Raw genomic sequence first — 17,313 nt, forward strand, 5'->3', positions numbered from 1 at the left:
AATCTTATTTAACTAAGCAGTGAAGTATAATCTTAAAATTACCCAGTAAGATTAAACAAAATTCTCAAAGCTTCCGGCCTGAGGGCAAAATAAATAACCCAACTTATATCATGGTTTGGTTATTCTATCCTAAGCTAGCGACATAAAGAAACCCTCTTTTCAAACTCCTCTAGCTGCTCATCATCAAAATCCAGATGCGTCACAAATCTCACCAGGTCTGGACCGAATTTGACCGACTTGATCTGCAGATCTGAAAGCTTTTTCATAAACTCTTCGGGAGTAATTCCATCTAATCTGGCGATCACGATATTGGTAGTGACTGGATAAATCTCCTGAACAAACGGAAGTTTCAACAGCATCTCTCCCAAAGATCTGGCACGAGAATGATCTTCTTTCAGTCGAGCCACGTGATGATCGAGTGCATAAATCCCAGCTGCAGCCAAAAATCCTGCTTGTCGCATTCCTCCACCCCAGGATTTTCGCACTTTCCGAGCTCGTTTGATATCAGCTTTTGAACCTAAGAGTAGAGAGCCTACCGGGCAACCCAAGCCTTTGCTCAAGCATATAGAAATCGTATCAAACTGAGCTCCCCAGTCCGTAGTACTTTCGCCAGTTTCTGCCAATGCATTGAAAAGCCGTGCTCCATCCAAGTGCAACTTCAACCCATGTTCATCACAAACTTCCCGGATTGGTTTGATTTCATCTAGCGTATAGACACTTCCCCCACCCTTGTTCATCGTGTTTTCCAAGGATACCAAAGTGGTTTCCGGAGCATGCACATCGTCAGGATTGATGGCAGCTTTGACTTGTGTAGCAGTTATTTTTCCCAAATCTCCCTCAAGCAACTTCACTGAAGCCAGAGAATTTGACATGATTCCTCCTCCTTCATAGAGATAAACATGGGAATATTTATGACAAATCACTTCCGTCTGAATTCGGGTATGCAATCGGATTGCGATCTGATTGGTCATGGTGCCAGATGGGCAAAAAATAGCAGCCTCCATACCGAATAGCTTTGCCGCTTTTTCCTCTAAGGCGTTAACCGTTGGGTCTTCACCAAATACGTCATCTCCCACTGGGGCAGAGAACATCGCATCTTTCATTCCAGCCGTCGGGCGGGTAACAGTATCAGATCTTAGGTCAATGATCATTTCGTAAAATACTTGGATTTGGAACTAGTGGAAGGGGCCAAAGTCTTGATGGCAGCAGCTGCTTCTATCGGTCTATCGGTTGCCAAAATATCTGCGCCTTTCTGCACAAAGCTCGCATATAATTGATCTCCACGAGCAATCGCAGATCGATCTAAGTTGCCCAAAACTCCTAGAATCGTGAATACTCCTTTTTCGTGTAAGGCCTTATTGAATTCTTGAGGGCGCTCTGCGACACCGGTAAAAGCAATCACTCTAGACCAGGGAATACCTGTTTCTTCAAACCGTTGAATCTCATCTTCATTTCTAATAGTTACTGAAAGCATCAACTCAGGAGCCATGGAATGCAGCTTTTTCGCTGCCGCAAAAGAATAGGAGATCAAAGCAGCATGAGCTTCTGATTCAGTTTCCCGCACTTCTTCGATAATTTTCTCATAGGGAACCGATTGCTTGATATCAACAGTCAAAAGTGCTTTTCCCTTAGACCAGGTCAATGCTTCTTTGAAGGTTGGCACTTTAAAATCGGTGACATTTCCATCCTCATCTTTCAGAAAAAGTGCTTGAATTTCATCATAGGTCACGTCGCTTACCAATCCATTTCCTGTAGTCGTACGGTCGAGTTTATCATCATGCATCAGCACCAAAACACCGTCCTTTGTCATAGCCACATCCAATTCGATAATCGTCGGAGTGAATTTCACCACATTGGCAAAAGTCTCAATCGCATTTTCAGGAAAACCTGGATACGGCCCACCTCGATGCGCAGAAACCATCGGAATACGATCCGAAGACCAGGAATAAAAATCCCGAGCTTCTTCTACATCTGCCAGTTGAATGTGATTCCCAGTAGTTTCAACGATCGTTTCTACTTCTAAAAGCTCCTGTTGTTCTACTTGTTTTTGATTGCAAGAACCAAATCCCAACAGCAGGAAAGGCAACCATAAAAACTTATTCTTCATCTTTCTTTGAGTCTTTTTTAAATATAAAATCTAGGCTGCTATTACGCTTTTCGAAAATCTCCTCCATATCCTTGAGTTCGAGATTCAAAGCTTTCGTAGAAATCTGAATCTCGACCAGCGATATTCCAAGAGAAATCAAAAGCGAGGCCATGCTTCCAACAAAAACCCAATTGGCGGGTATAGTATAGCCACGGAAAAGCAAATACATACAAATGATGCACAATAAAAAGCTGAAAACACCAAAGAGTTGCATGTTTTTGATGAGAGTCAATCGCCTACGTAAATTATGAATCTGCTCCACGATGATCTCTTGATCGGGGGCTTTCATATAGTTTTTGTGTAGCCCACGAATCAAACTAGCTATAGCCAAAAAGCGATTGGTAAAGGCAAGCATTAGAAGTGTGATTGCCGAAAAAAGTAAGGCAGGTGTTGAGAGTTGAAGTTCCATGTATGTAAATATCCACAATCAACATTAGCCTTGAAAGTTACCTGAACTTTAATTTGCCTTTAAGATACTTTTCAAAGAATCCAATGCGTCAGGATTATTGGGAGAAATCTCTTCGATACTCAAATCAGAACCATTCTTATAGATGATTAAAGGATAGACAGTCAAAAAATTTTCTCTTAAAAAGTACGAAGAAGTGTCTAGATAAATATTGCTCTCGTCAAGAGTAAATCCCAGCCTTCCAATATTCTTTCTGGATATTTTCCCAGTAAAAACGATTATTCCTTGCTTCATTTCCTTCCTGTTTTCACTAACAAACTCTTCCACTGTCGTGATGCATTCTGTACAACCAGCGTTTGGAATTACCATCAAAAACCCAATATCCGGATTCTTATTAAAAAGAGATCTAGCCAATTCATCCTGTTGTTCAGCACATGAAACTAAAACATACAAAATTAATATAATGAAATTGCTATTTTTACCCATCAGTACTTCACCTTGTACTTACCAAAAACTAAAATATCTTCATTCTCTTTTTCATATATGACAACCCGTCTAAATAGAGCACTATCGGCACAAAAAGCATCTTGATATAATTTTTGATGAGGTACTTCCCCTATCTTATTCAGCGACTCGTCCAATACAATTGTAAGGACATAGATATTATCATTGTTATTGGACAAAAAGCTACCAGATTCCGAGGTAGCGAGCAATGGATTTGCATCTATAGGAATACTCAATCCCACTGAGGCTTCTCGAAGATAGACCCTTGCAGTAGGTTCGTAAACTAGTTTTCCGTATCTGGCTCCTTCAAGAACATGTCTTATCCTACTTTGCATATCTCCATCTCCTGAGTAAGGAACGTACTTTTTTATTTTTGAAGATCCGGCATATTTTTTTTCTAAGTTGCCATTAATAAGGTCATAAATTAAAATGTGTTCGTTGTAGGGCAATGATAAATATACTTTATCACCTCTCATAACAGCACTAGATGGTTTAGTTGCCATCATCCAATCCTCTATGTATTCAATAGGCCATTCTATTTCATAAGACTTCTTCTCAGTATCAAAATCGTATTCTAGCAAAATTTTATTTCTTAATGGTAAGACATTGGGTGTCTGCCTTGCCAGAGTAAAAAGTTTAGATTTATGAATTTCAAAAAAGCTTATTCCAGATTGTATAGCTGGATCTCCATTATCCATATCCAAGATTCTAATCTTCTCAATTTTTCTTCCTTCGTCGCTAATTCTGGTTATCTGTCCAAGTATTTCATTCACTGAAAAAATACTGTCCAAACTATATACTTTAAACAAATCTACTCTTCCTAAGCCTTCCGGACCTTCTTTGGCAAACGGAATTCTTTTCCAGTTCTCCTTTGTCTCCAAATTGTAGAAATATAGGGTATAAGTATTATCGTTAAAAAGATAAATAGAGTTGAGAGATGGGACAAAACCTACATGTTTAGAATCTCGACGAGTTAGAGAATCCAACTCAAAGATATAATATTCCTCAAGCTCAATTTGCACTTCTAAATTTTCCTGTTCAGAATTACATGAGAAAGCTACAATTAATAGTATAAGTAAATATTTTTTCATTCCTAGTTAGAGATTTAAAAAAGGGCCAATTAAACTTGGCCCTGAAAATTTATAAGAGTTATGCTTCTCCTGGCGGTAGTACACATTTGCCTAAAGCCCCATTCTCTCCATCAAGTAGTTTTTCACATGCCATATCTAGTGTAGCAGTACCATCCTCATTTTCCTCCATGTTCAAGTTACAAAAACCATTATTTTTTGATTGTGAAGGACTTATTGTGCACGAGGCATCTGTTGAAAGAGGCAACATCATACCTGAGAACATAACTATCCCAGTTGCTAGTAGATAATTTATTCGGTTTTTCATAAGTAATAATTTTAATAGCTCATCGTAATATGCTGGCAAAGCTTTAAACCAATTCGGTTTTCCGGAAACGAATAGTTTAAACTAATTAAAAAAAAATGAAAAAAGCCTGCTCTTTTCGGAGCAGGCCAATATCAACTTATTTAAATCTTAAATTTCAAATCATTAAGCCACTTCTCCCAGCACAACCAACTTCTCCAAAGTAGGAGCTTTTGATCCGCCTTTAGGCTCTATGGTGATGGCAAATGCTCCTGCCTGTGCTACCGCTTCCATTTGTTGCAAAGTCAGCTTCTCGCCTGAGTTTACTAAACCGATCCCAACAGGCCCATCATCTCCTATAGCCCAAAGTTGGTAGTCGAATTCATCACTCAAGTCATTCAAGGTATTCACAGCTATAAATACTTCCTGGGCATCTTGATCCCAAAGCACATCGACTCTGGCATCTTTCTGCATATCAAATCCCTCACCTTTCATTTCAATTCGCTTGAAATCTCCAGCTACAAATTTGTCGAGTCGGCTATCTGCTACTTCATATTCCTGTTTCACCTGATTTAGATTATCAGCCATTACGGATTGATCCTGAAGTAAGGCGGTGAACTGATCATTTCTCTCCTGATACTTATCTGCATAATAGAATGCTGCACCAGAGGCTACAATTGCGGCTATAGAAGCAGCGATAGCGAATGGCTTCCAAGGGCTGCTGATCGGCACAACTTTAGCATCTGCAGGAACTGCAGTTGGCTTAGGAGCCTCCTTTAGAATAAAATCATGTTCTAGCGTTGCAAAAATTCTATCCTTCACTTCCTGAGAAGGACTTACTCCGGAGATAGTGTCAAAAGCAAGCATAGTAGCCTCCAGTTCATCCAACTCCTGCTGGACTTCAGGATGACGCTTTGCTAAGTCTAAGACCTCCATGCGCTCCCGATCTGTAAGCTCTCCGAGAAGGAAAAGCTCCAGTTTACCTGACGATATATACGATTGAATATCCACTAGATTCTTGCTACATTTTTTTTCAACACTTGTATGGCCGCTCTCACTCTGGACTTGACGGTGCCAAGAGGGATATCGAATTCTTCCGATACCTCCGAATGGGTATATCCTTTGAAGTAGATATACTCTACGATAAATTTCTGATCTTCATTAAGTTCGATCATTAGCTCTTTCACTCCTATTCCGTCTATATGCTCAAGGGTGCCTGATTGGCTCTCCATCCCATATACGTAGTCATCTATCGTGTTGGTCTTACCGGATTGGGAAATTTCTTTGGAACGCAATTTATCTATCGCCGAGTTACGACAAATATTGGCCATCCATGTATAGAGACGCCCTTTTGACTCATCGTAATGGTCAATCTTCTTGGTGATTTTAACGAAGGAATCATGAAAAACCTCCTCTGCGATGTCCTTATCAAAAACGATTCTGGAGATCACAGCATAGAGCGCTCTGGAGTATTTGTCATACAAATACTCTGTGGTCTTTCTGTCTTTTGCTCGTAGTCCGGCGATGAGTTGTTCTTCCTGCAAAAATTGGTGGTTTGAAAAATTTCTTCCTTAAATGTAAAACACAAGACTTACACTAGTAAGTCTTGTGTCCATTATTTTCAAAATCTTTTTGTCAAAGATGAATCACCTCGTCATAAGCAGCTGCCGCAGCCTCCATAATCGCTTCTGACATCGTTGGGTGCGGGTGCACAGTCTTGATCAATTCGTGACCAGTGGTTTCCAGCTTACGAATAGCCACGATCTCTGCGATCATCTCTGTTACGTTTGCCCCGATCAGGTGAGCTCCTAGCAATTCTCCATATTTTTTATCAAATACCAACTTCACGAATCCGTCTTTCGCGCCGGCTGCAGATGCCTTGCCTGATGCTGAGAATGGGAATTTACCGATTCTCAATTCATAGCCAGCTTCCTTAGCTTTTGCCTCCGTCATACCTACAGAGGCAATCTCAGGAGAGCAATACGTACATCCTGGGATATTTCCGTAATCCAATGGCTCAGGATTCTGCCCGGCGATTTTCTCCACACAGATGATTCCTTCAGCAGAAGCTACGTGAGCCAAAGCTGGCCCTGGAACTACATCTCCAATAGCATAATAGCCTGGCATATTGGTTTTATAATATTCGTCAACTTGGATTTTGCCTTTGTCCACCAAAATCCCGACATCTTCCAAACCACAGTTCTCCAAGTTTGAAACGACACCAGCGGCAGAAAGCACAATATCACATTCTAATGTCTCTTCGCCTTTGGCGGTTTTTACCGTCACTTTACAACCTTTACCTTTGGTGTCCACTGCTGTCACTTCTGAAGAAGTCATGATGGTCATCCCTGCTTTTTTGTAAAGTTTCTCCAAAGTCTTAGAAACTTCAGCGTCCTCTACCGGTACGATTCTATCTAAAAATTCTACAATGGTGACTTCTGTACCCATAGTAGCATAGAAATAAGCGAACTCAATTCCAATTGCTCCAGAACCTACGACCACCATTTTCTTTGGCATTTTATCCAAGACCATTGCATCACGGTAACCGATAATTTTCTTTTTATCGATTTTCATTGAAGGCAATTCTCTAGATCTAGCGCCAGTAGCGATGATGATATTATCTGCAGAATAAACAGTCTTTTTATCTTCGTTATCAGTGACCTCTACTTTCTTTCCCGGCTGGATTTTACCCCAACCTTTGATCACTTCGATCTTGTTTTTCTTCATCAGGAAAGTCACCCCCTTGCTCATTCCATCTGCTACGCCACGGCTTCTTTTGACTATACCTGTGAAATCAGCACTTGCATCTTTAACTGTGATTCCATAGTCCGAAGCATGATTGATGTACTCAAATACCTGAGCACTTTTCAATAATGCTTTGGTCGGGATACAACCCCAGTTAAGACAAATACCACCCAATTCGGCAGCTTCTACAACGGCAGTTTTTAGGCCGAGTTGAGAAGCGCGAATAGCAGCTACATAGCCACCTGGTCCACTGCCCAGCACGATTAAGTCAAATTTGGTCGAAGACATATCTATTACTTGTTTTTTAAAAACGGATTGATTATTACTATTCTGGTTTTCCTTAATTATTTCAGTAGTCTTAATCTCCATGCTTGATAGGCTGGAAGACAGATGACCGATGTGGCCTAAAGTTTAGAACGAAGCTGCTCAAATATGCTTCGATCTATCTATTGATACAATCATGAATATACCTATCGCAAAAATAGGCCTTTTGACTTCAGAAAAAAATTTGGTTTACTTCTCTATTTCGGGAGAAAAGCTTGACTCCTATAGTCCATAAACTGTATTTCCAACCAATATTCTACAGCAAGACCATATCGTCAAATAAAATTTCTCAATCAGACCATTAACCCAATGATTGATTAACTATACTATCAAAATACAAGTCAAATTAATTTTAGAATCAAAAGTTTTAGCTTTTTTTCTAATTTTGGCAAAACAAAATTTCAAACTCCATGGGATTACTTTCAGGAAAAACGGCATTGATCACCGGCGCATCTAAAGGCATCGGAAGAGCAATCGCCCTCAGATATGCACAAGAAGGCGCAAATGTCGCTTTTACTTTTTTGTCAAGTGTGGAAAAAGGCCAAACTCTCGAAAGAGAATTGGCAGCATATGGCATCAAAGCCAAGGGCTATAGATCAGATGCTTCGGATTTCAAAGCTGCAGAAGAATTAGTGAATGATGTGGTGGCAGAATTTGGCGGATTGGACGTCCTCATCAATAATGCCGGTATCACCCGCGACAACCTATTGATGAGAATGACTGAAGAAGCTTGGGACGAAGTGATTGGCATCAATTTGAAATCCTGCTTCAACACCGTAAAAGCAGCAAATAGAACGATGATGAAAGCGAAGTCAGGCTCCATCATCAATATCACTTCCGTAGTAGGTGTAAAAGGAAATGCCGGACAGGCAAACTACGCAGCTTCCAAAGCAGGAATCATTGGATTCACCAAATCCGTGGCGCTGGAGCTTGGCTCTAGAAACATCAGATGTAACGCGATCGCTCCTGGCTTTATAGAAACAGAAATGACCGAAGTTCTTGACGAAAAAACTGTACAAGGCTGGAGAGACGGAATCCCTATGAAGCGGGGTGGCAGACCAGAAGAAGTGGCTGATGCCTGCGTATTCCTGGGATCTGAGATGAGTAGCTATATCTCCGGGCAGGTGCTGCAGGTGAATGGCGCGATGCACACGTAATTCAATAAACCTTTGAGGTGTCATTTCGAAGGAAGAATGACTGAGAAATCTCCTCGAAGGTTTTATTTCGGTAACCTTATAAATTTTTTTTTGATCTCAAAAGTTTTGATTCCGATAACCTTTGAGGTGTCATTTCGAAGGAAGAATGACTGAGAAATCTCCTCGAAGGTTTTATTTCGGTAACCTTGGAGATTTTTTTTTGATCTCAAAAGTTTTGATTCCTATAACCTTTGAGATGCCATTGTGCACGACGTAGGAGCGAACAATCTCCTCGAAGGTTTTATTTCGGTAAGTATTTTACTCCTCCCTCTATTTTTTGAGAGTCGACTCATATAGTTTTAATAACTAAGTATCTACTCAAGACCTTCGAGGAGATCCCGAAGCCTATGGCATTCGGGACAACACCTCAAAGGTCAATCATATCTCTAGCCTCAAATCTTCAGGTAAATAATCTTTCTCTATTTCCTGATGTATTTTTTGAAACTCTTCAATTCCTCCAAACCACTCTAATCCCAGTTCTCTAAAAATTTTGGAAGGTTTGTTGGTGCAGTAGGAGTTATAGGAAGAAAATTGCCATTCGGAGAAATCATCCACTATCTCATGCTTTACTGGATTTAGATGGATATAAAGTATAATTCGACTCAAATAAGGTTCTCTATCAATCAGCTTTCTTTTGAATTTTCGTTGGAATAATCCACCCCTTCGTCCATTTGTATTATTGAATGACTTCGAATAAGAATTGAGGAAGTTTGAAAAGTCCCTTACCACAACTTCGTTTGCTATATCATCCTTTATCCTCACGAGTAGGTGAAAATGATTTGGAATAAGGCAGTAGGCTATAGTTTCGAAAATCGAAGAACAATATTGATCATATTTCTTAAGGAAGAATTTATAATTCTCTTCATTTAGAAAAAGTAACTCCTTTCCTATTGCCCTAGAATAGATGTGGTATAGTTTGCCTGACTCCAAAACATCTTGACCTTTTTCCATTCTAAAAAGTTATAAGATTTTATGAAAATAATTGATACTTGTATAACCTTTGAGGTGTCATTGTGAGCGACTTAGGAGCGAACAATCTCCTCGAAGGTTTAAATTTCTCAAAATCCTTTGAGGTGTCATTGTGAGCGACGTAGGAGCGAACAATCTCCTCGAAGGTTTTTCTGTTCGATAACCTTTGAGGTCCTTTTTTGACCTCGAAGGTTTTGATTTCAAGGTTTGAAAATTACTTGAAACGTAGTATGTTCAAGACCTTCGAGGAGATCCCTTGGTCGTCCCTCCCGCGGGACGACACCTCAAAGGTCAGTCAGCGAACCCACTCAGATCAACCTTCCAAAACTCGTATTCATCCTCGGATTTCTGCTCGGGTTTGTTGATGAAAAGTCCTTCGGAAGTAGAAAAAATATTTTCGAAGCGAGTTCCCTGAGGATATACTATTTCAAGTTCACCACGCAACTCCCACGCAGAATCATAAACCAATAATAGATAGGTGTTTTCATCTAGATACATCCTTTGACGTGGATCTTTGATTTCAGGATCGCCTTTAACCTGCTTCACCAAAGTCATCCTTACATTCATCCCTATAGTTTGATCATGAATCAGGCGATAATTGATAGAACCATCTTCAGGTCTTTCCCAAGATCCTGAATTCTTATTCCCAATAAATTCTTCCGGGTGATAAGTTATCGGTGTCACCGAAGTTAATTTCAGGCGCTGAATCACCTGGCAGTCCTTTATCTGATAAAGAGAATCAGAATACGAAAACATCCCCCACGAATTTCCATTTTCTACCATTCGAACCATCGAGGAGGCTTGAGAGGAATTTTCATAAGACTCATCATAGGGAGCTTTGAAATCTGTTTTGCAAAGCCAGTTTCCTTGCTCATCAAACGTCGCTATCCAAGCTCCAAAACTTAAATCAAAACCGTCCTCATCTGTTCGAAAAGACATGAAATTGAATGGATCGAAGGTTAACTCATATTCACCCTCAGCAACTTGATGCAATGCGTTTCCACTCATTGGAAACGAAAAATACCCATTTTCATCAAGGTGGCTCATATCCAGTTGGAAGCTGTTAAAAACCGAGTCGCCTTTATAGATGTTCGTGTTCCCTGTGTGATTGGAAGCTACTATAGTGAAATCATCATAAGCCTTACCTAAATACGCACCTCCTTTCAGTGCCATAGGTCCTTCTTTTGGAATCTGAAATACCCCAAGTTTTCTTCCCGTCTTCGGATCATAAAATTTATATATTCCATTCCACTGAGTATATGCAGCCTCATTCGATTGATAATTCACGGTTCCAAGAAACCCCATAAATCCAGTCTCCGCATCCCGTTCAAAACTCATTTCCCCTGACACAAAATCTTCAAATTTACCTTGAATAGGTTCTTTTTCTTTGGAACAAGCTAAAAATGTAAAGACAAATAGAAGAGAGAATAGATTTTTCATTTACGAGATTTTAGAAGGATAACTAAAAATAAATAAATTCTCCAGCAAAGGCGCTAAGGCACAAAAAAAATCATCTGCTAAAAATTTGAACTCTCAGTTTTAGAGCTGTATCCAACGCGAAACCTCTGCGTATGCCGCGGTTAAAACCAAAAAAGCCCCAAATCTAAATCCGAGGCTTTTGATCACCTTTGAGGTGTTATTTCGAAGGAAGTATGACTGAGAAATCTCCTCGAAGGTTTTAATTCTACAACCCCTACCAACCTTAACAAACTGACAACAAAGGTTTTATATCTAAATATGTATGAATTCAAGACCTTCGAGGAGATTCCTACTCCTTCGTCGTAGGAATGACACCTCAAAGGTCAATGGTACTATTTATCTTCTCCCAAGAAAGCATATTTATAATCCACTGGAGAAACGAAGGTTTCTTTGATTGTACGTGGAGAAACCCAACGAAGCAAGTTGATCATAGAACCAGCTTTATCATTCGTCCCTGAAGCTCTCGCTCCACCGAATGGCTGCTGACCTACTACCGCGCCTGTTGGTTTGTCATTGATGTAGAAGTTACCTGCAGCATTTTTCAGCTTGGTAGTAGCCAATTCCACCGCATAGCGATCCTGAGAGAATATTGCTCCTGTCAAGGCATACGGAGAAGTCTGATCGACCAATTCCAACGCCTCTTCGAATCGCTCAGCATCATATACATAGATAGTCAACACCGGACCAAAAATCTCTTCACACATGGTCGTGTACATAGGATCTTGCGTCACGATTACGGTTGGTTCGATGAAGTAGCCTTTTGACTTGTCGTAGTTGCCACCGGCGATGATTTCTACCGCAGGGTTTGCCTTTGCATTGTCTATGTATTTGGCAATTTTATCAAAAGATTTCTCGTCTATCACCGCATTGATGAAGTTGGTGAAATCTTCCGTTCCACCCATTTTCATATCTGCAAGATCTGCTAGCAAGTTTTCTTTCACCTCATCCCACATATTGGATGGGATATAAGCACGGGAAGCGGCTGAGCATTTTTGACCTTGGAACTCAAAAGCTCCACGCGAAAGTCCTACTGCCACTGCTTTTGGAATGGCGGATTTGTGAGCAATTACGAAGTCTTTTCCACCTGTCTCACCTACGATTCTTGGGTAAGACTTATAGTTCATGATATTATTTCCGATAGTTTTCCAGATATGCTGGAATACGCCTGTAGAACCTGTAAAGTGAATGCCTGCGAAATCAGGATGCTTGAAAATAATATCACCCGCAGTTGGCCCATCCACGTAGATCAAGTTGATCACGCCATCCGGTACTCCAGCTTCTTTGAATACTTGCATTAGTACATTGGCAGAGTAGATCTGCGTATAGGCTGGCTTCCAAACGATGGTATTACCCATCATCGCAGCAGAAGTAGGAAGATTACCTGCAATGGCAGTAAAGTTAAATGGAGTCAAAGCGAAAATAAAACCTTCGAGTGGACGCTGCTCTAATCTATTCCAAACGCCATTGCCTGAAACAGGAGGCTGCTGGGCGTAGATTTCAGTCATATACTGCACGTTGAAGCGTAAGAAGTCGATAAACTCACATGCCGCATCTATTTCAGCCTGCATTGCATTTTTGGATTGACCAAGCATAGTAGCTGCATTGATTCTGGCTCTGTATGGGCCAGCGATCAGGTCAGCTGCTTTTAAGAAAATCGCTGCTCTTTGTTCCCATGCTAGGTTTTCCCAAGCTTCTTTGGCACCAAGAGCTGCATCGATCGCCTGCTCTACATGGGATGCATCTCCTTCGTGAAAATGACCCAATACATGTTGATGATCGTGAGGAGGAGACATTTTGTGCGTGTTGCCCGTTCTGACTTCCTCCGAACCGATGTACATCGGCACATCGACTTCTTTAGAACGAGCTTCCTTCAAAGCTGCTTGCAATTCTTTTCTCTCGGGACTTCCGGGAGCATAAGCTTTTACTGGTTCGTTGATTGGAACCGGGACATTAAAAAAACCTTTGAGCATAATATCTGGGGTTATGGATTTCTGATTGGCCAAAGATAACCAGTAAGGTTGTATTGGCTTGTGAATTTGAAGTAAAAGAACCTTAAAGTATGGATTCTAGTTCTCTCAGATGCGTAATTGCATAAGTGGGAATCAGATCAATTTCTTTTCCCAGTGGATTAAAAAACACCTGATCTATTCCTGCCCCATGAGCTCCTTTGATATCCGAATTTGGATTATCACCAATCATCAGGCTGTTTTCTTTAGTCGCTCCAGCTTGCTCCAAAGCATGCTGAAATATTCTTGGATCTGGCTTTTTGTGCCCGGTAGTTTCAGAGGTGATCACCAACTCAAAATAGTCATTCAAGCCTGAAGACTTCATTTTTTTCGCCTGACTTTCGTCAAACCCATTTGTAATCACATGGAGTCTGTACTTAGGTTTGAGATAGTTCAGAATCTCTATCGTATGCGGAAAAAGATGAGGTTTACTAGAGGTCCGATGCATGAAGTCCCCTTCGAATTCTTCGGGAATAACTGGATTTAAAATTCCCGCATGAGCAAAAATCCTTGGAAATCGAGTAGTCCTCAATTCTTCCTTCTGTAATTCTCCTTTATCATAAGCCGCCCAAAGTTTAAAATTAACCGCATAAAATGAGTCAATAAAATGTTGAGAAGAAGCGAGTCCGAGTTCTTCTAGCTTATAATGAATGAAGAGTTCTGAAAGGGATTCTTGGACATTCCGATCGTAATCCCACAGGGTGTGATCCAGATCGAAGAAAAGGTGTTGGTAAGTTTTCAAGGTAATTAACGTCGGTACTGATTATTTTGAATTTTATTGATAGCAAGTTCCCGATTTGATTTCAGGATCTCAAAGGTTTCTTGGTCCTTGATTAGGCTAGGATCTTTCTGAATGAACTTAAAAATCTGCTGTATAATCTCCATGTATTCTTCCAAAATGTAATAAAACACCCACTGATCTACTCGCCTGCTTCCTAGCAAACCCGCATTTTTCAGGTAAATAAGATGCCGGCTCGTTTTGGTTTGGGTAAAATCAAGGATTAATTCAAAATCAGATATTGAAAGCTCTTTGTTCAACATCAAAAGATGAAAAATCCTCACTCTAGGCTCTTCTGAGAGCGCTTTGAAAATTCTAAGCCCGTAATTTAAACTGATATTTTTAAGGCGCATTAGTAAGATTTAACGGAGTTTATGAGGGTAAAATAAAAATTCAGCCGAAATTAGGGTAATATCGTAGCCGAATTGACAACCATCTGCCGTTCTATTAAGTTTATCATTTGTGAAGAATTCATTACTCATTAGCGCCACCTTGTTTTTCCTTAGCGGAATATTTTTTTTATCCCTTGAGGTGAATGCTCAAGATGTGCAAGAAAAAAAAGTAATCCAACTTTCTGGGATCATCCTTAATGCAGACAGCACGGACGCTGTGCCAGGGGTTAATATCTATGTTCCTACTAAAGGGCGCGGTACAAGTTCAGGGCGTTTCGGGTATTTTTCCATGCCTGTATTAGAAGGAGACTCAGTGGTATTTAGTTTTATTGGTTTGAAAAAACAAACCTTCAAAGTGCCTGACAATGTAGAAGATAATGGCATTAGCCTTATTTTGACCATGGAAGTGGACGAAATCGCCTTGGCTGAAATAGAAGTAATGCCCTATCCTACCGAGGAAGAATTCAAACAGGCCGTCATCGCATTGAATATGGTAGATCCCATGGCAATCTCAAGAGCTAACATGAGTCCAGAAATGTTACTCCGCTGGGCTGAATCCATGCCTGCTTCGGCAAATGAAAACTTTCGCTATTTCCAACAAGGTCAAGCCCAACAAAACCAAGATCTCTACGGACCGAGAACACTTCGACTCCTCGATCCATTCGCGTGGGGACAGTTTATCCGGTCTATCAAGCGGGGTGATTTGAAGAAGAAGGATTAATCCTATAATAGTTAAGATCCATTTTCTCGCAGCGGCGCGGCGGCGCGGCGAAGGATTTGGCCAATCTCAATTATAAGTTATTTGCTACTCGTTTAATCCCATCTTTTAATAAAGCTTCATTGAAGTTTATTAATAGGCCGAGTTTCAATTTTGTGAGTCTTAAATATGTCATTAGTTGTTTAGCATGAACTGGAGCAATTACCTGAATTGATTTAATCTATACTATTACTTTTTCATCCAAAATTAAATCTGCTCTAAATCCATTTTCAAATGTAATATCATCCCATTTAAAAGGAATAAAAACTTGATTGGATACTTTAAGTCCAGATTTTTTCAACTCGTGCATTAACACCCTTTCATAAATAGATTCAAGCAGGCCCGGCCCTAATTCTCTATGAATTAAGAATGCTTTATCCAGAATCAGAGTAGCAATTTCATTTTCAACCTTTTCCATGTTCAAATAAAAAACACGCAGCGCCGCCGCGTCGCTGCGAGAAACATTAAAACCTTCTAATCGATCTCCGGCAGGACCCACTCCTCCAGCACACTCGGTTGGCGCATCATTTCCTCGATAGCTGTTACCGTTCTAGGTGCATCGGCTGAAAGGTTGACAGCCCCGGACTCGGTGATCAAGATATCGTCTTCAATACGGACGGCGATTCCCCACCATTTCTTATCACAATTAGATCCTTCGGGAATATAGATCCCCGGCTCAATAGTAAAAACCATTCCTACATCAAGAGGCTTGCGCGTTCCTGGGTCATGAACATCCAATCCTAAGTGATGACTGGTTCCGTGAGGAAAATACATGTGGCTTTCTCCTTTTTTGATAATTCCCAACTCGGCTAATCCATCATTTATGATTTTTCGACCTGCCGCGTCAATCTCTTGAAAAGTCGCTCCTGGCTTGGAAAGGGCTATTCCTGCCTCTTGGGCCTGATACACCAACTCATAGATTGCTTTTTCCTCGGCATTGAACTTACCCGAAATTGGGATGGTTCGTGTCACGTCAGCAGTGTAACCCCTCCACTCTGCACCTAGATCCATCAGGAGTAATCGATCTGTCAAGTCCCGCTTGTCATTTTCGATGTAATGAAGAATACACCCATTATTACCTCCGCCTACGATGGATGGATAGCCTAGTTCTTCGGCTCCGTATCTTTTATAGATGAATTCATGAACGCCTTGGATTTCACGTTCTGTCATCCCGATTTTCGCTGCTTTCATTACTTCCACCTGTCCTACTGCAGATATTTTCACCGCTTTCTTAAGGAGTACAATTTCTTCAGGCGTTTTTATTTCACGCAGCACAGCCATCATTTCACCGAGTGCGGATAGGTCTAATTTCTGATCAGGCATTTCTTCCTTTACTACCATCCTCTTTTCCGGAGATTCTGCATTCATAAAAGAAGAAACCAAGGGATCTTCCATCAGATCTGGGTATTGACGCTGCAGCCTTTTGAGCGATTGAACCACCCGATCTGAAGTTTCTAGATCTGAGTTTTTGATCATTTTATAAACCTGAGCACTCACTTCGTCAAGTTTGTCGGGATAGGCCGTAGCAGCCTTGAACTCCTCCATCATCTGGATCAAGGGCATATTGGTACTGCTTTCTTCTATAGCGTCAGAAAGGCTAAAGGTCAAAATCTTATCAAAATCATCTAGGTTAATTCCAGACTTAGCAGCGAACTCCGAGTTGAGCATAGCATTTTCAAACCCAAGCTCGCTCATCATTCCTTCTACACCCAAACGCTTTCCGTTCCACATTTCTGCACGGGGATCTCTATTCTGAAGGAACATTAATTCATCAGCCATTTTCCCATTCACTTCTCGCTCTTCGCTGAAAATCACCAGTGCAGCATTTGGCTCCCGAAACCCTGTCAGGTAGAAAAAATCGGTATTGGGATGATAGACATAATCCACATCGTTAGTTCTATTTTTCACAGGATTATTAAAAAATACCGCAACAGAATTAGGAGACATCAACTTCCTCAATTCATCTCTTCTTTGGCTATGCCATTCCGAGGAAAGACCATCTTCAAAGTAAGATTGGGCAGGCGATGAAATAGCTACTGCAAGCAAAAACAAAATTCCAATAATTCTTTTCATAGTGATTTAGTTATTTTTAGTGTTCTAATGTCTATGCTTTTGACCATTTAACAAAGTCTTAATCCACGGACCGAGGCATATTCTTATCTTTGGAGACTTCAAAAAAACAAATATGAATAGCTGCAGGCTTGCCAGTACTCAAAATTCCCTTACCCTTCGGGACAAAA

General features: G+C 40.7%; 17 protein-coding genes and 1 pseudogene. 2 read left to right on the forward strand and 16 right to left on the reverse strand.

Translation table 11 applies throughout. The features are described from left to right. Positions 1–134 precede the first annotated feature (134 nt). The 9 genes from ABJH64_RS13805 to lpdA all read right to left on the reverse strand — a co-directional run bounded on the left by ABJH64_RS13805 (position 135) and on the right by lpdA (position 7,460). Entirely contained in the window at positions 135–1,151 is a 1,017-nt protein-coding gene (locus ABJH64_RS13805; protein WP_348276834.1) for a GntG family PLP-dependent aldolase, read from the reverse strand. Further along, entirely contained in the window at positions 1,148–2,107 is a 960-nt protein-coding gene (locus tag ABJH64_RS13810) for a glycerophosphodiester phosphodiesterase family protein (RefSeq protein ID WP_348276833.1), read from the reverse strand. The genes ABJH64_RS13805 and ABJH64_RS13810 overlap by 4 nt, the downstream gene beginning before the upstream one ends. Continuing rightward, complete coding sequence (locus ABJH64_RS13815) at positions 2,097–2,555, reverse strand: DUF2721 domain-containing protein (RefSeq protein ID WP_348276832.1); 459 nt, start codon at positions 2,553–2,555, stop codon at positions 2,097–2,099. The genes ABJH64_RS13810 and ABJH64_RS13815 overlap by 11 nt, the downstream gene beginning before the upstream one ends. Before the next feature lie 48 nt (positions 2,556–2,603). After that, on the reverse strand, positions 2,604–3,005 hold the full coding sequence (locus ABJH64_RS13820; protein ID WP_348335015.1) for a hypothetical protein: 402 nt from the start codon (positions 3,003–3,005) through the stop codon (positions 2,604–2,606). Between the two features lie 32 nt (positions 3,006–3,037). Then, on the reverse strand, positions 3,038–4,147 hold the full coding sequence (locus ABJH64_RS13825) for a DUF4221 family protein (RefSeq protein WP_348276830.1): 1,110 nt from the start codon (positions 4,145–4,147) through the stop codon (positions 3,038–3,040). A 58-nt stretch (positions 4,148–4,205) separates the two neighbouring features. After that, positions 4,206–4,451 (reverse strand): hypothetical protein, encoded by a 246-nt coding sequence (locus ABJH64_RS13830; protein ID WP_348276829.1) that lies wholly within the window; start codon positions 4,449–4,451, stop codon positions 4,206–4,208. Between the two features lie 162 nt (positions 4,452–4,613). After that, positions 4,614–5,438: an anti-sigma factor gene (locus ABJH64_RS13835; protein WP_348276828.1), complete on the reverse strand. Its 825-nt coding sequence runs from the start codon at positions 5,436–5,438 to the stop codon at positions 4,614–4,616. Further along, positions 5,438–5,971 (reverse strand): sigma-70 family RNA polymerase sigma factor, encoded by a 534-nt coding sequence (locus ABJH64_RS13840; RefSeq protein ID WP_348276827.1) that lies wholly within the window; start codon positions 5,969–5,971, stop codon positions 5,438–5,440. Before ABJH64_RS13840 ends, ABJH64_RS13835 begins: the two co-directional genes overlap by 1 nt. 91 nt (positions 5,972–6,062) lie before the next feature. Further along, positions 6,063–7,460, reverse strand: coding sequence for a dihydrolipoyl dehydrogenase (gene lpdA, locus ABJH64_RS13845; protein ID WP_348276837.1), 1,398 nt, complete (start codon positions 7,458–7,460; stop codon positions 6,063–6,065). Positions 7,461–7,906: 446 nt separating this feature from the next. On the opposite strand from lpdA, the gene fabG reads away from it, so the two are divergent. Then, a complete protein-coding gene (gene fabG, locus ABJH64_RS13850) occupies positions 7,907–8,653 on the forward strand; it encodes a 3-oxoacyl-[acyl-carrier-protein] reductase (protein WP_348276826.1) in 747 nt (248 codons plus the stop codon). 417 nt (positions 8,654–9,070) lie between these two features. Here fabG and ABJH64_RS13855 read toward each other — a convergent pair whose 3' ends face one another. From ABJH64_RS13855 to ABJH64_RS13875, 5 genes are all read right to left on the reverse strand, one after another. Then, a complete protein-coding gene (locus tag ABJH64_RS13855; protein ID WP_348276825.1) occupies positions 9,071–9,643 on the reverse strand; it encodes a transposase in 573 nt (190 codons plus the stop codon). A 309-nt stretch (positions 9,644–9,952) separates the two neighbouring features. After that, positions 9,953–11,101 carry a hypothetical protein gene (locus tag ABJH64_RS13860; protein WP_348276824.1) on the reverse strand — a complete coding sequence of 383 codons (1,149 nt, stop codon included), beginning with the start codon at positions 11,099–11,101 and terminating at the stop codon, positions 9,953–9,955. A 371-nt stretch (positions 11,102–11,472) separates the two neighbouring features. Next, complete coding sequence (gene pruA / locus ABJH64_RS13865; protein ID WP_348276823.1) at positions 11,473–13,110, reverse strand: L-glutamate gamma-semialdehyde dehydrogenase; 1,638 nt, start codon at positions 13,108–13,110, stop codon at positions 11,473–11,475. A gap of 82 nt (positions 13,111–13,192) precedes the next feature. After that, the gene (locus ABJH64_RS13870; RefSeq protein WP_348276822.1) at positions 13,193–13,888 is read right to left on the reverse strand and encodes a YjjG family noncanonical pyrimidine nucleotidase; all 696 of its coding nucleotides are present in this window, start codon (positions 13,886–13,888) and stop codon (positions 13,193–13,195) included. A gap of 5 nt (positions 13,889–13,893) precedes the next feature. Then, positions 13,894–14,277, reverse strand: coding sequence for a metalloregulator ArsR/SmtB family transcription factor (locus ABJH64_RS13875; RefSeq protein ID WP_348276821.1), 384 nt, complete (start codon positions 14,275–14,277; stop codon positions 13,894–13,896). 139 nt (positions 14,278–14,416) lie between these two features. Here ABJH64_RS13875 and ABJH64_RS13880 point away from each other — a divergent pair, with 139 nt between their 5' ends. Then, the gene (locus ABJH64_RS13880) at positions 14,417–15,037 is read left to right on the forward strand and encodes a carboxypeptidase-like regulatory domain-containing protein (protein WP_348276836.1); all 621 of its coding nucleotides are present in this window, start codon (positions 14,417–14,419) and stop codon (positions 15,035–15,037) included. Between the two features lie 70 nt (positions 15,038–15,107). Here the strand turns inward: ABJH64_RS13880 and ABJH64_RS13885 are convergent. Continuing rightward, a pseudogene (locus ABJH64_RS13885) lies at positions 15,108–15,491 on the reverse strand (GxxExxY protein). Between the two features lie 56 nt (positions 15,492–15,547). Next, positions 15,548–17,146 (reverse strand): aminopeptidase P N-terminal domain-containing protein, encoded by a 1,599-nt coding sequence (locus tag ABJH64_RS13890; protein ID WP_348276820.1) that lies wholly within the window; start codon positions 17,144–17,146, stop codon positions 15,548–15,550. Between the last annotated feature and the right edge of the window lie 167 nt (positions 17,147–17,313).

It is taken from the genome of Algoriphagus sp. (assembly GCF_039969895.1).
GTDB lineage: Bacteria > Bacteroidota > Bacteroidia > Cytophagales > Cyclobacteriaceae > Algoriphagus.

What these genes read in the sequence shown, in the direction of transcription:
- ABJH64_RS13805 (WP_348276834.1), bottom strand. Translation starts at nt 1,151, where the DNA reads ATGATCATTGACCTAAGATCTGATACTGTTACCCGCCCGACGGCTGGA.
- ABJH64_RS13810 (WP_348276833.1), bottom strand. Translation starts at nt 2,107, where the DNA reads ATGAAGAATAAGTTTTTATGGTTGCCTTTCCTGCTGTTGGGATTTGGT.
- ABJH64_RS13815 (WP_348276832.1), bottom strand. Translation starts at nt 2,555, where the DNA reads ATGGAACTTCAACTCTCAACACCTGCCTTACTTTTTTCGGCAATCACA.
- ABJH64_RS13825 (WP_348276830.1), bottom strand. Translation starts at nt 4,147, where the DNA reads ATGAAAAAATATTTACTTATACTATTAATTGTAGCTTTCTCATGTAAT.
- ABJH64_RS13830 (WP_348276829.1), bottom strand. Translation starts at nt 4,451, where the DNA reads ATGAAAAACCGAATAAATTATCTACTAGCAACTGGGATAGTTATGTTC.
- lpdA (WP_348276837.1), bottom strand. Translation starts at nt 7,460, where the DNA reads ATGTCTTCGACCAAATTTGACTTAATCGTGCTGGGCAGTGGACCAGGT.
- fabG (WP_348276826.1), top strand. Translation starts at nt 7,907, where the DNA reads ATGGGATTACTTTCAGGAAAAACGGCATTGATCACCGGCGCATCTAAA.
- ABJH64_RS13855 (WP_348276825.1), bottom strand. Translation starts at nt 9,643, where the DNA reads ATGGAAAAAGGTCAAGATGTTTTGGAGTCAGGCAAACTATACCACATC.
- ABJH64_RS13860 (WP_348276824.1), bottom strand. Translation starts at nt 11,101, where the DNA reads ATGAAAAATCTATTCTCTCTTCTATTTGTCTTTACATTTTTAGCTTGT.
- pruA (WP_348276823.1), bottom strand. Translation starts at nt 13,110, where the DNA reads ATGCTCAAAGGTTTTTTTAATGTCCCGGTTCCAATCAACGAACCAGTA.
- ABJH64_RS13875 (WP_348276821.1), bottom strand. Translation starts at nt 14,277, where the DNA reads ATGCGCCTTAAAAATATCAGTTTAAATTACGGGCTTAGAATTTTCAAA.
- ABJH64_RS13890 (WP_348276820.1), bottom strand. Translation starts at nt 17,146, where the DNA reads ATGAAAAGAATTATTGGAATTTTGTTTTTGCTTGCAGTAGCTATTTCA.